Source organism: Sporofaciens musculi (assembly GCF_009830285.1).
In the GTDB taxonomy this organism is placed as follows: domain Bacteria; phylum Bacillota; class Clostridia; order Lachnospirales; family Lachnospiraceae; genus Sporofaciens; species Sporofaciens musculi.
Window position 1 is genome coordinate 1,259,857 of the sequence record NZ_WUQX01000001.1, and the last position, 14,031, is coordinate 1,273,887.

Genomic DNA, 14,031 nt, shown 5'->3' on the forward strand with positions numbered 1-14,031 from the left:
GGAGGATTATGAAACAGGAGGGTGAGAGTATGGTTCCATTATCCGTCATTATTCCGGTATATAATACGGAAAAATATTTGTCAAAATGCTTGGACAGTATCATTAACCAAACTATGAGAGAGCTTGAAATCATCTGTGTAGACGATGGATCCACAGATTCCAGCTTCAAGATCTTGAAGGAATATGCTGACAGGGATAAAAGGATACATATTGTTCGGAAAGAAAACGGCGGGCTGGTTTCTGCAAGAAAAGCCGGTGTAAAAGAAGCGTCCGGAAGGTATATCGGTTACGTGGACAGCGACGACTGGATTGAGCCGCAGATGTATGAGAGGCTGTATGAATGGGCGGTTAAGGAGCATGCGGATATGGTAAGCAGCGGTTATCTTTTGGAAGGAAATTATATTTCCGTTCATTATGATGGTATTCCGGAGGGCTTGTATGAAGGTAATGAAATGGATTATCTGCGGGAAAACGCAATATACCATTCCAGGGAAAAGGTGGTGGGAATACAGGGCTCCTTGTGCTGTAAGATATTTCTGGCTGAAAAGTTTAAAGAAGTACAGATGAATATTCCAAACGAGGTGTCCATGTCAGAGGATAAGCTGTGTATACTGTCCTATATTTTGACGTGCGACAGGATAAGTATACGAAAAGAAGCATTTTACCACTATATCATTCGTCAAGAGTCTATGGTGCATACGCCCGATCCGCATTATCTGACCAAGGTGAATGCCGTATATCATTATTTCATCAGCTTGTACCGGCATCCGGATTTTACACAGACCATGCGTCTGCAGGCTGAACTCTATATCACGGAGATGTTGTATAAGGGAATTAATTCACGTATGGGATTTCTGAATAAAAACCTGCTGTGGATTGATCCGTTGTGGATGGAGGAGATACCGGAAAATTCTAAGGTGCTTCTATATGGGGCGGGTGAGCTTGGAGAGAAATATTATCAACAGATTATGCACAATGAAAAACTGGATTTTGCCGGCTGTATTGACTATGGGTACGAGAGGATGAGGGGGTGTTCTTTTGAAGTGACGCCTCCTGAAGAATGGACTGAGATAGAGTTCGACGTAGTTGTGATTACCATTAAAAATTCTGTAAAAGCACAGGAAATATCCTCCGGTCTATGCCAGATGGGGATTAAGCCGTCTAAAATCTATTATTTTGAGCAAAAGGAGCTGTTCTGGCGGTTTGCAGAGGCAGACGGGATTCTGGGATAAGCGGGGTGAAATAAATGGAGCTAAGGAGGCTTGAGCCAGAAAATTTGCAAAGCAGGATAGAAGCTGGCGATGGTAATATTTATCTTGTAGATTTTTCACAAAAATATATGGAAGAACTGCTTGCAAAATACGATATAGGGAGGCGGCTTGCAGGGGTTCTGTGTGACACTTTAGACAGAATGTCCGGAAGCGTCGCCAAAGGAAGCAGGTCGGTCGTTTTTCGGGAAATTGAGCTTTTGGTCTATCCCTATCAGTATATCTGCGAATTAGGAGAACAGTCGATCCTTATTATTCTGAATGATTATTTTCAAGAAACATTCCAAAAACTGGAAAAGTGGCGTCATGATTTTAAAGGCTGTATCTATTTTTTCGCAGACCGTGAAACGGAAATCGACTTATCCTATCGTGAAAAATACAGAGACAGACTGCTTAAAGATATTATCATTTTCCGCAGCGGCCCCCACGCGTCTTCTTATGTAAAGGGAATGGATTATGCGGACAACGCAAGGGCGTTATTTGAACATATGTTAAGAGAAGGGTATCACCATAAATATGAGATGGTCTGGCTGGTAAAAGAGCCGGCTGAATTCGTACATATTGTTCAGAAATATGACAATGTCCGATTTCTTTCGTATGACTGGGCCGTATCGGATGAAGAAGCAGAGAGGGACGCATACTATCACGCGCTTTGCCTTGCAAAATATATCTTTATGACGGATGCCTACGGGTTCTGCAGAAATGCAAGGAAGGATCAGGTTCGGGTTCAACTGTGGCATGGCTGCGGATTTAAGACGAGGGTTAATTTTGTCCGTTGTGAGAGACGTTATGAATATCATATTGTGGTCAGTGAGGTTTATAAAAAAATCCATCAGAAAATATACGGGCTTCGTAAAGAGCAGGTCATTGTGACAGGATACCCTAAAAATGACTGGCTGTTTCACCCTAAAAAAGAGGCATGGCAGGAGTTAGGCTTGCCGAAAGCAAAGAAATACATCTTCTGGCTGCCTACATTCCGAATGGCGAGGACGGGAATGAATGAGTTAAACGAATACGACATGGAAGGGCAGACGGGATTGCCCGTGGCGGATACTTGCGAAAAGCTGCAAAAGCTGGATTTACTGCTGCAAAAGCTGGATGCCGTTCTGATTCTGAAGCTGCATCCATTCCAGGACAGAGATAAAATCATCAGGTTTTCCATGAGTCGTATCGTACTTCTGAAGCATGAAACGCTCGTAAATATGGATATTCAGATTAATCAGATCTTGGGGCGCTCGGACGGTATGATCAGTGATTATTCTTCTGTGGCCGTGGATTATACGCTCCTTGACAAGCCCATGGGGTTCACCCTTGATGACGTGGAGGAATATGAGGATAGTCGGGGCTTCGTATTTGAAAATATCAGGGAGTGGCTTCCGGGAGAGGAGATATTTTCCCTGGAGGATATGGAGAGGTTCATAGAAAATGTGGCGTTAGGGGTAGACTCTGCGTCGGAAAAACGTCGTATGCTTATGGAGAAAATGCATAAGTTCTCGGATGATGAAAGCTGCGCAAGGGTAGTGGACGCATTATCCCTGTAACTATGTTGGCAGCCGGTTTGGAGTGAATCGTACAAGGATGAAAAAGTGAGGTAAGGGATATGCAGTTTGAGTTGATGGCATCCATGATGTGTGCAGATTATGGATATTTAGAGAAAGAAATCGAGTCACTGGAGGAAGGAGGTATCGACTCTTTCCATATAGATATTATGGACGGGCGGTATGTCCCTAATTATGCCATGTCTTTGAATGATATGCGCTATATCGCTTCTGCATCGGAGATACCTTTGGATGTACATCTGATGATTGAACATCCAATCAACAATATCGGACTGTTCCTGAATAATCTGCGCAAGGGAGACACGGTGTATATTCACCCGGAGGCGGAATACCATCCGTCAACAACCTTGCAGAGAATCATCCATGCGGATATGATTCCTGGGATTGCCATTAATCCGGGGACGTCGGTGGAGACGGTGATGGAGATGCTGCGTATTGTAAAAAAGGTTCTTGTGATGTCGGTGAATCCCGGAAATGCCGGTCAGATGTATCTGCCCTATGTGGGGAAGAAGATAACAAAGCTTTTGGCAATGAAGGAGGATATGGAGTTTGAGATTTATTGGGACGGGGCGTGCAGCGCGGATAAGATCCTGGAATTCGCCCCCAAGGGGGTGCGGGGGTTCGTGTTGGGAACAACGCTGCTGTTCGGGAAAGGGAAGCCTTATAAGGAGACATTACAGAATATCCGTGAACTGAGGTTTTGACGGGTATCCGCCGCAAAAAGCGGTTGGATTTTGCGACGGGAAAAGATGGCTGCGTGATAACGCAGCTTTTTTCATTTTATATTAATTGACTCCTTCCATATATGTATTTTACCTGTTTCAAGAATAAGAGATTTATGTTATGATAGTAAGCGGGAAAAGCTATTGATACAAGGGGGATGGAGGATGAATTTTTTTACACCAGCCGAGGTGGCGAAAAACTATATTGGAGCAGGAAAAGCCAAGGTAAACACGCCGATTAGCAAGATGTTTCTTCTGGCGGTATTGGCGGGCGCGTTCATCGCAATGGGCGGTGTGGGCGCGACGACCGTAGCAGTCTCGGTTCCGCTTGCGTCGGTGGGAAAGTTCGTCGGTGCGTGCGTGTTTCCGGGCGGCCTTACCATGGTTCTGCTTGCGGGCAGCGAATTATTCACGGGCAATACGTTGCTGGTGATTCCTCTGCTTCAAAAGGAGATTACTCCGGCAGGGATGCTTAAGAACTGGGGCGTGGTATATCTTGGGAATCTAGCCGGCGGCCTTTTAGTGGCGGCAGGCGTCGTATATTCCCATCAGCCGGATTTGTTTGGAAAACAGATGGCGGTATCCGTCATTTCCACGGCTGCCGCCAAGTGCTCGCTGTCTTTTGGGGATGCGTTCATTCGGGGAATTCTGTGTAATTTCCTGGTCTGTATCGCCGTATGGATTTCCTTTGCAGCAAAGGATGCGGCGGGGAAGATTATGGGACTGTTCTTCCCGATTATGATGTTTGTGCTCTGTGGGTTTGAACACAGCATAGCGAATATGTATTACATAGGCGCAGGGATTTTTGCCAAGGGGATACAGGAGTATGGAGATGCAGCAGCAGCGGCAGGCGTGGATATGGGCGCCATTACCTGGGGGAATTTCTTTGGGGCAAATCTGCTTCCGGTAACCATTGGCAATATCATTGGAGGCGCGGTCTGCGTCGGGTGCGTATACTGGTATATTTATCTGAGAAAAGCGGACAGATAGTCCGTATACGTATTTATTTTACGTATCGGGCAGCGAAATGTGAGAAGGGAGTGGAGGAAATTGCCGAAAGTCTGTGAAGATTTGTTATATAGTTCGATTATTCTCCCTATGATTCCCTTATGTTTTTATCCGGTGCAGAGATATGTGAAGAACCGCTTGTCCGTGTTGGCAGGTAAGATTGTCATAGCGCTTCTGGCTATGGTTTCATGTGTGGTGCTGGTTGGAAGGATTTATTCTCTGGGAGATGTGACGGATTTCATAATATATCCGGCAGGTATTTATTTCCTTTATCTGTATAACAGGGAGGTTAGGCTTTCATTTTCTAAGAAGTTGTTCGCGTTTCTTTCTGCCTGTCTTGTGGGAGGATTTTCAAAGTTATATGCTACAATGTTCGATTATACTATGCACCCGTCTGGAAATGCCCTTGCCTTTTCCTATGAAGCCCTGGGAGTGCAGGTTTTGTTTTTGGTGTTTGCTGATGTTATTCTGTATCTGCCTCTTACCAGATATATGGGTTGGGTGATGGAAAATTTTCATGAAGAAGCGGTTTGGAAAAGGGTATGGTGTTTTCCGGCGTTTTTTTTGGCGTCTACCTATTTTATGTACCCGCGTGTATATCGAAACATGTATGTGGGGTATGTGCGGCAGCTCTACCCGTTTGTTTTGCTGTTCTTTACTTTTTTTGTAGTATTTATTTATTTTCTGTTTTATGTGGTGGCACATTCTTTTGTGGAGAAGCAGAAAACGGAGATTGCAAATCAGATGCTTTTGATTCAGGGGGCGCAGTATCAGCAGTTATTAAGGAATGTTGAGGAAAACAGCCGAATCCGCCATGATTTCCGGCATCAGCTCATTGTGATTTCCGAGTTGGTGGGGCAGAAGGAGTACGAGAAGCTAAAGGAGTATGTGGGCAGATACATCGACGAGGAGCAGGCGGAGATGAAGCTGTACTCCTATTCGGCGGCATTGAATGCGCTGATTTCATATTATGAATCCATTTGCCTGAGGAGGGGTATCGAGACGGATTTCGCTGTCTCCCTGCCGAAGAAGCAACAGGTGTCGGATCAAGATTTCTGTGTGATGCTTGGTAATCTGTTGGAAAATGCCATGGACGGCGTTCGAGATATGGAGGAGCCGTATATTAGGCTGAAGATTTGGCAGACGGCGTCTAATATGGTTGCGGTGAAGGTGGAGAACCCTTATCAGGGAGAGATTAAGAAGGAGGGGAGGCATTACCGTTCATCCAAAAGGGAAGGTTTTGGCCAGGGGTTAGAATCTGTTAATATGATTGCCATGAAGTATGGCGATATGATGGAGGTGCTTACAGACGGGGGGATTTTTACAGTTAAGATTTTGCTGCAGACTCCGTCTGGAGAATAAGAAAATTGAAGGGAGAAGAAGGTTGGATACATTTCTTTTAAATACGGTTATTTTATTGGCGCTCGTAGTAGTGTTGGGATTTTTTAATGAGAAGGTGACGAAATTTACCCATGAAATCGCACTAATGCTGTTTACTGTAATTGTCGGCGGTGTGCTGCTGGTGGCGAGCGCGGTCTTAAGGGGTACGGGGACGGCATCCCAGGTTCTTGAAGAATTACAGTTTTTCAATCTGGAAGGATTTTTGATGGAGGGAGTTCTGTGCTTTATGCTGTTCGCAGGCTCATGCCATATGAGGCTTTTGGATTTTAAGAAGTATGCTAGAGCAATTTCGCTGCTGGCTGTGGGCGCTACATTTCTGGGGGCTGTGTTCTATGGACTGATTTTCTATGGGGCAGGCAAGCTTCTGGGGCTTTCGTTTACCCTTCCTGTCTGTCTGATGTTCGGCAGTATCGTTGCGCCTACGGACCCGATTGCCGCCACCAGTATTTTAAAGAGGTTTCACCTTCCCGATGGGATTAGCTTCATCATAGAGGGGGAGTCTCTGCTGAATGACGGGATGGGCGTGGCATTGTTTATCTTTTTTTCGGGAATGGTTACTGCCGAGGAAAGCGGTGGTTTTATTGCCGTGATGGCGAAGGAGATACTGGGCGCCATGTTTGTGGGAATTGTAGTAACGTTCTTATGCTTCGCCATATTCAGCCGTACGAAGGATGAGTCCAGGCAGATATTTACAAGCCTTCTGGCGGTGTCCATGTCCTATGTATTGTGCGAGTGTTTTGGATTTTCTGGGGCGATTGCGTCGGTTGTATGCGGAGTTTTATTCTCTGCGCTTCGGAATTATTCAGAGTATAAAGGGAGGCCTCTTGATCTTCGTCAGTTTGATATCTTCTGGGGAATATTGGATACGCTGCTGAATTCCGTCTTGTATGTTATGCTTGGGATTTCATTTATCCGGATTTTACAGATGCCTCATGTTCTGGTTTTGTCACTCCTTGCCATTGCTGCGAATCTCGTCGCAAGGTCGGGAAGCCTTGGAGCTGCATCCATATTCATTGGCCCTCTGCCTGACGGGTATAACAAGCCGCAGTTCATTAAGCTGTTGACCTGGGGAGGGCTTCGGGGAGGGCTTTCGGTTGCTCTTGCCATGAGCGCTCAGGGGATGGTTTCTGATGAGATTCATCTGATCATTCTTGGCGGAACCTATGCGATTGTTTTCTTTACAACGATTGTCCAGGGGATGACTATGCACAGAGTATATGAGAGGATTCAGAGCACTGTGGTAAAAGGAGAGTAAAAATGTTACTGTTACAACAGATGATTGTTTTGTTTATCTATATTGCTCTTGGATATGGGGCGGCAAAAAAGGGGGTCATGGATGAGACTTTCAGTAAGAAGATTTCCTGGGTGGTGGTAAATGTTGCAAATCCTGCTCTTACGCTGTCTGCTGTGGTAAACGGAGACGGGACGATTAAGGGAAAAGAGCTTCTTCTGACTGCGGTAATTGCTTTGGTGATTCTTGGGGGAATGGTATTGTTATCGCTTGCAATACCATTCATATTTCGTGTCAGGAAAGAACAGAGGGGCGTTTATCGGCTGATGAGTGCATTTAACAATATCGGCTTCATGGGTTTTCCGGTGATTGTGGCGGTGTATGGGCAGGAGGCGCTTCTGTATGCGGCCATATTTTCCATGCTGTTTAATGTCTTAATCTATACTTATGGGATTCAGACTGTACAGAAGGGAACGAAGGGGATTGAGTGGGGAAAGGTATTTAACATAGGGGTAATCGGCAGTATTTTGGCGATTGCGATTTATCTCCTTGGGATTCCCACTCCGGAATTCTTCAATACGACTGTGAGTGGGTTAAGCGGGCTGACCGCCCCCTTAAGTATGATGGTGATTGGCATTTCTCTGACCAGTATCAGGTTGAAGGAATTGTTTCTGGATAAGAGGCTGCTTTTGTATTCTCTGACAAAGCTTTTGGTGATTCCGATTCTTGCCATGCAGGTGATTGTCAGGGTGATTGATAACGAAATGCTGTGCGGGGTGTGTATGGTGATGCTTGCGACTCCGGCGGCGAGCATGACCGCCATGCTGGCGCAGCAGTATGGAGATGAAGAAAGCGCGGAGCAGGCGGCAAAAGGCGTGGCGCTTACCACGCTTTTGTCTGTCGTGACGATTCCCGTTGTGTCGGCTGTGGTGTTTTAGGAGTGCGAATGCTTTTCCCCCCACAGATATAGGCAGATACACGACGCTATCAGCAGAATATCAGCAAATAGAGTCCCTTCAATGCCAAAACCTACGTTGTATGCGAAACTGTTATTTGCCGTGGAGGTATCCAGACGGAAGACAGAATATGGGGATACGATACCGGAGTTTGGCAGTCCAAAAATGATATTCTGTGTAAAATTCCACATGGCATGCATGGACATGGCGCACCAGATACTGTCCATGTAATAGACCATGAATGAGAATAAAATTCCAACAATAAATATATTCAGTACGGACAAAAACGTAACGCCTTCGTTCATCAGGTGCAGGATGGCAAAAAGCAGGGAATTTCCTATAATAGCAGTTGCCGGATGCTTGTAGCTACTCTTTAACCGTTGGTACAGAAAGCCTCTGCAGACCAATTCTTCTGCCGAGGACTGTACAAAGACTGCGATAAAGATCAGTACAAAAGCAATCGGCTTTAAAGAATCATATTGTAGTGAAATGTCTTTATTAAGCCATGCCGCAAGGATACAGACGCCGTTCAAACCAAAGCCCATGACAAACCCGATAAGGAGGTTCTTCATGTTGTTGCCGAATGCCCTTCTTCCGATTGTTTTCAGGATAGGGCGGTTTTTCTTTGTAAACCGCAGATATAGTATCGTTAATATCCAGATGCCGATAAAACTCAGATACATATAGATGGTCATTGCAATATCTGTACTTGACATGAAGGGGAGGAAGCCTAATAACATTCCCAGAAATTGCCCAAGTAGGATGAGCAGTATTGTAATAATGTATAATACAAGAATATTGTCAGGGAGTCTTCGTTTTGTTACTTCTAAATTATCCATTTTTTTCTTTATTAGCATAATTGCAAATAGAACCTCCTATACATTTTGATAAAAAAATAGTATCACAGTATTTTAACAGGGTCAATGCAAATCACGGAATGTCCTTGACAAATATATCGAGGTGTGATATAAAATATATAACGAAGTGCGATATAGTGAGATTCGATATATCGGAATAAGATATATCGAGCTAAAATGTTATAAGAATGGGAGGAAGGGATGACAGACAGGATCAAAAGAGTGTATGTTCCTATGACGGAAACAGGCTTCTACATTTTATATTGTCTGCAAGATGAGATGCATGGGTATAACATCGGGCAGAAGGTGAAGCAGATGACAGGCGGGGAAGTGACCATCAGCCCCGGAACCATGTATGGAACACTGTCTAAGATGGAGAAGGACGGATTAATCAGATTTGTAAGAGAAGAAGATAAACGAAAGCTGTATGTGATTACAGAGCTTGGGTGGGAGGTATTGAACATAGAGCTTCACAGGATTGAAAGATTATACCAGAACAGTAAAGGAGAGTACAGTTATGGCGGATAGGGTCAGGTTCCGTTTCTGGACAATTACGGATTATGAGGAGGAGGAACAGTTTTTAAGAGAACAGCATCGCGAAGGGTGGAGGCTAAAAAGATATTTTCTTCCGGGATTTTATTTATTTGACAGGTGTACTCCAGAGGATATGGTGTACAGGCTGGATTTTGATCAGGCGGTTAAGGGTGAGAAGATGGGATATCTTAAGATGTATCAGGACTATGGATGGGAATATCTGTTTGATGTGAATGGGTTCAGTTATTTCCGAAAATCTGCGACTGGTTTTGATGAGGAGACAGAGATATTCAGTGATAATGACTCGCGGCTTGAGATGGTCAGGCGGATTTTCAGACGAAGGATGGTGCCGCTTCTATGCGTATTTTTGTGCTGTCTTGTCCCGCAACTTTTTATCCAATACATTAGATGGGTTGAGTATGGAGATATTGGGGCAAGGGTTCTCACAATCATTTTTGATGTGCTTTTTGTCATTTATGTGTGTTTATTCGTCCATTGTGGGAAAGGAATAAGCCGATTGAAGAATAAATACCAGAAAGACTAATGGGAGTCAGGAAAATGTAGCGGTATGCGTTGATACAAAGTGTGAAATGTGATATTCTTAGCAGAGAGTAAGGGAGGCGGCAGTTATGATATCAGGAGTTTTTATGGTTCCTCATCCTCCCCTGATTATACCGGAGATTGGCAGGGGAGAGGAAGAAAATATTCAGGACACGGTTGACGCATACCATGAGGTTGGACGAAGGATAGGGGATTTGAAGCCGGAGACAATCGTGTTAATCTCACCCCACCAGATAATGTATGCGGATTATTTCCATATTTCACCAGGAGATGAGGGAACGGGGGATTTCGGACAATTCCGTGCACCGCAGGTGAAGATAAAGGTAAACTATGATACAGAGTTTGTGGAGAATCTCTGCAAACTGGCAGAGGCAGGTGAGCTTCCGGCAGGAACAGAAGGTGAGCGCGACAGGCGGTTAGATCATGGGACAATGGTTCCCCTCTATTTTGTAAATCAGTATTGGAGGGATTATAAGCTGGTCAGGATTGGCCTGTCAGGGCTTTCACTTGTAACACATTATGAACTGGGGCGGCGTATCAGGGAAACGGCAGAAGTCCTTGGCCGAAATATTGTGGTGATAGCAAGCGGAGATCTGTCTCACAGGCTTACCGAAAAGGGACCTTACGGATACAGGGAAGAAGGGCCAAAGTACGACCACCGGATTATGGAGGTGATGGGAAGCGGCGATTTTGGGCGGCTTTTGGAATTTCCGGAGGATTTCTGTGAAAAAGCGGGAGAGTGTGGTCACAGGTCTTTTACAATAATGGCGGGAGTGCTGGATAGAACCAGTGTGCAGGCGAAGCGTCTTTCCTATGAGGGACCCTTTGGGGTAGGGTACGGCGTCTGTATTTATGAGATACGTGGCAGGGATTTGACACGGAATTTTAAAGAGCAGTACGAAGAAAAAGAGCGTGAACGGATTCGCAAGCAGAGGGCCAGAGAGGATGATTATGTAGGCCTTGCCAGGGCGGTTATAGAAGAATATGTGTGTACTGGAAAGAAGAAAGAGATACCAAAGAATCTGCCAAAGGAGATGTATACCCAGAGAGCAGGGGTATTCGTTTCCATAAAGAAGGAAGGGCAGCTTCGAGGATGTATCGGCACCATTCAGGCGGTACAGCCTTCAATAGCGGAGGAAATCAGGGAGAACGCCGTCAGTGCGTCTGTGAAGGATCCGAGATTTTCTCCTATTGAGCCGGATGAGCTTGAAAAGCTCTCGATTAGTGTGGATGTATTAGGTGAGACAGAGAAGATTGCTTCACCGGCTCAGTTGGATGTCAAACGATACGGCGTGGTTGTGACTAAGGGGTATCGGCGTGGACTGCTTCTGCCGAATCTGGACGGGGTAGATACTGTGGATGAGCAGGTTAGGATTGCGAAGCAGAAAGCGGGAATCGGGGCGCAGGAGGATGTAGAGCTTGAACGGTTTGAGGTGGTTCGGCATTATTGAAAGACAAAGAGGATGCGTGTTTCTGAATGTCTGCAAGCACAACTTCGTGAACTGGCCTCGTCTCAATGGTATGTGATGAATTTTATAATAACCAAAAAGATTACAAATGCAATAAATAATGTATCATTGGTTTCGCCCATAATAGCAACTATCACTTGAACGAAAGCAGATATTCTTCAAAGATTAAATTTAAAGAAGGTAGATAAATTTCCGTTTGTCGAAAAATCTGGCTAACTTTTCCCATTTTCAGGCACTGGAAGATGGTCGTATTGACGAAAATATGCTTGCATTGTCGATTGGTTTGGCAACGACAGGCGTATATGGTTTGGCAAGAGCAGTAAATTCTGAACAATGGTATAGAAACATTATTTTACATGATTCGTTATATTCATGCGAACAATTATTGGAGTTTGTTTATCCAGAACTTGCAAAACAGAATTCCTGGAAACTGCCTGTATGGTATTACATTTCGAAAGCGAATATCAAAAGCGAATTAGCGGAAGAAAAAGCGCCAACTTTATATAGTGATATTGTTACAGAGTCAATGATTAAAAATACCCGATCTGCAATTGGAAATAGAACTACTTGGCAGATTTGGAGAGATGAAAATAACAATTTGTTAAAAGCTATTCGCTTATTAAGTTGCATCCCAGAAGAAAAAGTAGATATTGTACAATATCAAAACATTTTGGAAACTATATTTAGAGAAAATATTAATATTTTGAGCTCACTGGATAGTCCTAATCGTAGCAATCTTAATAGAATGATAAGAATATATGATTTCTTAAAATATGGGCAAAAAAAGACCCCGTGATTCAAGCATCTGCAAGCAGACACCATCACGGAGGCTCGGACAGTTGGAATACAGGCAACATAGCATCTGTAAACAGACACCATCACGGATGCACTATAAACCTATGCTTATTATATAAGGGAAAATATTTTTTGTCAACGACCAGATTTTGGATAAAGAAGGGAGGAGGATCATGACCATAGAAGAAATTCTTGCAGGGGAATCGAAGAATGTAGAGTTCAAAGAGAACCTGCCGGAGAAAAGTATTAAATATATGAAATCTGTAGTTGCCTTTGCCAATGGAACCGGAGGTAAAATCATTTTCGGAATTGCTGATAAGACCAGAGAAGTGATTGGCTTTAACAAGGAAGATGTATTCAAGAAAATGGATGCCATTGCCAATGCTGTGTCGGATAGTTGTGAACCGGCAATTATTCCAGATATTACCTTACGGACAGTTGACGGTAAGACTGTTATTGTAGCGGAAATTTTCGAGGGCAGACAGCGTCCGTATTATATCAAGGCTCTTGGCAGAGAAGGCGGGGTATATGTCCGTGTTGCCGGAACTACCCGTCTTGCTGACGAATACATGATCAAAGAGCTGATGTTTGAAGGAAGCAACCGCTATTTCGATCAAGCTTTGTGTACTGGATTAACGATTACAGATGAAGATATTGATGCTCTTTGCAAAGCCATGAAGGAACAGGCAGTGAAAAATGCTCATAATGAGGAACAGAAAGCATCTATCAAAGGTGTTGGCAGACAGCAGTTGCGTTCTTGGGGGGTTTTGATTGAGCGTGACGGAAAAGATTATCCGTCCAATGCCTTTGCCATTTTGACTGGCAACGGAGGACTTCATGCCACAACACAATGTGGTGTGTTCAAAGGTACAACAAAAGCGGTATTTGTTGACCGTAGAGAATATCCCGGCCCGCTTTGGGAGCAAATAGATGAAGCATTTCAGTTTGTCTTGCGAAACATTCACTTGGGGGCTGCGTTTGTGGGAATTTACCGGCAGGATATTTATGAAATTCCACCGGATGCTATTCGTGAGTTGATTATCAATGCTATGGTACATCGCAGCTATCTGGATCATGGTACGATACAGGTTGCGGTATATGACAACCGACTGGAAATCACCTCCCCTGGAAAGTTGCCAATGGGACAGACGATGGAGCGTATGAAAGAAGGGTATTCCAAAATCAGAAATGAAGCTCTTGCTCATGCATTTGCTTATATGAACTTGATCGAGCATTGGGGAAGCGGCATTCCAAGAATTATTGATAAAGTAAAAGCTGCCGGACTGCGGGAGCCGGAGTTCATAGGCGGTGAGGTTGATTTGCGTATCAATATTTATCGAGGTCAGAATAACGACAATAATATCAAAAATGGCGTTAATGTAGATACCAACAGCATTGATGGCGTTGGAATTGGCGCTAATGACTTTAAAAATGACGTTGATGAAGTGGCATATACAGACAAAGTTTTTCCAGATCATATTCAAAAACTGCTGAAGATCATTGCCGAAAATCCGACAGAAACGCAGGCACAGTATGCAGAGAAGCTTGGAATATCAAAAAGAACAATTTCGAGAATTTTTGCGGAGTTAAAAGCACAAGGCATACTCGAACAGCAAGGAAACAGAAGAAAAGCAAAATGGCTTATTATAAAGAAAAGATAGGAGGCGCGG

13 protein-coding genes are annotated in these 14,031 nt (G+C 44.2%); 12 read left to right on the forward strand and 1 reads right to left on the reverse strand.

Annotated features, from left to right (window positions below; genetic code table 11):
* The first annotated feature begins 8 nt into the window (after window positions 1–8).
* The 7 genes from GN277_RS06275 (at window position 9) to GN277_RS06305 (ending at window position 8,127) form a co-directional block, all read left to right on the forward strand.
* Window positions 9–1,232 (forward strand): glycosyltransferase family 2 protein, encoded by a 1,224-nt coding sequence (locus GN277_RS06275; protein WP_159750316.1) that lies wholly within the window; start codon window positions 9–11, stop codon window positions 1,230–1,232.
* A 14-nt stretch (window positions 1,233–1,246) separates the two neighbouring features.
* Window positions 1,247–2,809, forward strand: coding sequence for a CDP-glycerol glycerophosphotransferase family protein (locus GN277_RS06280; RefSeq protein WP_159750317.1), 1,563 nt, complete (start codon window positions 1,247–1,249; stop codon window positions 2,807–2,809).
* Between the two features lie 59 nt (window positions 2,810–2,868).
* Complete coding sequence (locus tag GN277_RS06285; RefSeq protein ID WP_159750318.1) at window positions 2,869–3,531, forward strand: ribulose-phosphate 3-epimerase; 663 nt, start codon at window positions 2,869–2,871, stop codon at window positions 3,529–3,531.
* A 183-nt stretch (window positions 3,532–3,714) separates the two neighbouring features.
* The gene (locus GN277_RS06290) at window positions 3,715–4,539 is read left to right on the forward strand and encodes a formate/nitrite transporter family protein (protein ID WP_159750319.1); all 825 of its coding nucleotides are present in this window, start codon (window positions 3,715–3,717) and stop codon (window positions 4,537–4,539) included.
* A gap of 60 nt (window positions 4,540–4,599) precedes the next feature.
* Entirely contained in the window at window positions 4,600–5,919 is a 1,320-nt protein-coding gene (locus GN277_RS06295; RefSeq protein WP_159750320.1) for an ATP-binding protein, read from the forward strand.
* Between the two features lie 22 nt (window positions 5,920–5,941).
* The gene (locus GN277_RS06300; RefSeq protein WP_159750321.1) at window positions 5,942–7,213 is read left to right on the forward strand and encodes a cation:proton antiporter; all 1,272 of its coding nucleotides are present in this window, start codon (window positions 5,942–5,944) and stop codon (window positions 7,211–7,213) included.
* A 2-nt stretch (window positions 7,214–7,215) separates the two neighbouring features.
* Window positions 7,216–8,127 (forward strand): AEC family transporter, encoded by a 912-nt coding sequence (locus GN277_RS06305; RefSeq protein ID WP_159750322.1) that lies wholly within the window; start codon window positions 7,216–7,218, stop codon window positions 8,125–8,127.
* Here the strand turns inward: GN277_RS06305 and GN277_RS06310 are convergent.
* A complete protein-coding gene (locus tag GN277_RS06310) occupies window positions 8,124–9,002 on the reverse strand; it encodes a CPBP family intramembrane glutamic endopeptidase (RefSeq protein WP_159750323.1) in 879 nt (292 codons plus the stop codon). The two genes, GN277_RS06305 and GN277_RS06310, sit on opposite strands and share 4 nt — an antisense overlap.
* Window positions 9,003–9,203: 201 nt before the next feature.
* Between GN277_RS06310 and GN277_RS06315 the strand changes: the two genes are divergently transcribed.
* The 5 genes from GN277_RS06315 to GN277_RS06335 all read left to right on the forward strand — a co-directional run bounded on the left by GN277_RS06315 (window position 9,204) and on the right by GN277_RS06335 (window position 14,022).
* Window positions 9,204–9,530 (forward strand): PadR family transcriptional regulator, encoded by a 327-nt coding sequence (locus GN277_RS06315; protein WP_159750324.1) that lies wholly within the window; start codon window positions 9,204–9,206, stop codon window positions 9,528–9,530.
* Window positions 9,520–10,080, forward strand: a complete 561-nt coding sequence (locus GN277_RS06320) for a DUF2812 domain-containing protein (protein ID WP_159750325.1) — start codon at window positions 9,520–9,522, stop codon at window positions 10,078–10,080. Before GN277_RS06315 ends, GN277_RS06320 begins: the two co-directional genes overlap by 11 nt.
* Before the next feature lie 85 nt (window positions 10,081–10,165).
* On the forward strand, window positions 10,166–11,548 hold the full coding sequence (gene amrA, locus GN277_RS06325; RefSeq protein WP_159750326.1) for an AmmeMemoRadiSam system protein A: 1,383 nt from the start codon (window positions 10,166–10,168) through the stop codon (window positions 11,546–11,548).
* A 214-nt stretch (window positions 11,549–11,762) separates the two neighbouring features.
* A complete protein-coding gene (locus GN277_RS06330; protein ID WP_159750327.1) occupies window positions 11,763–12,362 on the forward strand; it encodes a hypothetical protein in 600 nt (199 codons plus the stop codon).
* Window positions 12,363–12,534: 172 nt separating this feature from the next.
* Window positions 12,535–14,022 (forward strand): ATP-binding protein, encoded by a 1,488-nt coding sequence (locus GN277_RS06335; RefSeq protein WP_159750328.1) that lies wholly within the window; start codon window positions 12,535–12,537, stop codon window positions 14,020–14,022.
* The last annotated feature ends 9 nt before the right edge of the window (window positions 14,023–14,031 follow it).

Bases quoted from the DNA above. Each gene is read 5' to 3' on its own strand.
- GN277_RS06275 (WP_159750316.1), top strand. From the start codon at position 9: ATGAAACAGGAGGGTGAGAGTATGGTTCCATTATCCGTCATTATTCCG.
- GN277_RS06280 (WP_159750317.1), top strand. From the start codon at position 1,247: ATGGAGCTAAGGAGGCTTGAGCCAGAAAATTTGCAAAGCAGGATAGAA.
- GN277_RS06285 (WP_159750318.1), top strand. From the start codon at position 2,869: ATGCAGTTTGAGTTGATGGCATCCATGATGTGTGCAGATTATGGATAT.
- GN277_RS06290 (WP_159750319.1), top strand. From the start codon at position 3,715: ATGAATTTTTTTACACCAGCCGAGGTGGCGAAAAACTATATTGGAGCA.
- GN277_RS06305 (WP_159750322.1), top strand. From the start codon at position 7,216: ATGTTACTGTTACAACAGATGATTGTTTTGTTTATCTATATTGCTCTT.
- GN277_RS06310 (WP_159750323.1), bottom strand. From the start codon at position 9,002: ATGCTAATAAAGAAAAAAATGGATAATTTAGAAGTAACAAAACGAAGA.
- GN277_RS06315 (WP_159750324.1), top strand. From the start codon at position 9,204: ATGACAGACAGGATCAAAAGAGTGTATGTTCCTATGACGGAAACAGGC.
- GN277_RS06320 (WP_159750325.1), top strand. From the start codon at position 9,520: ATGGCGGATAGGGTCAGGTTCCGTTTCTGGACAATTACGGATTATGAG.
- amrA (WP_159750326.1), top strand. From the start codon at position 10,166: ATGATATCAGGAGTTTTTATGGTTCCTCATCCTCCCCTGATTATACCG.
- GN277_RS06335 (WP_159750328.1), top strand. From the start codon at position 12,535: ATGACCATAGAAGAAATTCTTGCAGGGGAATCGAAGAATGTAGAGTTC.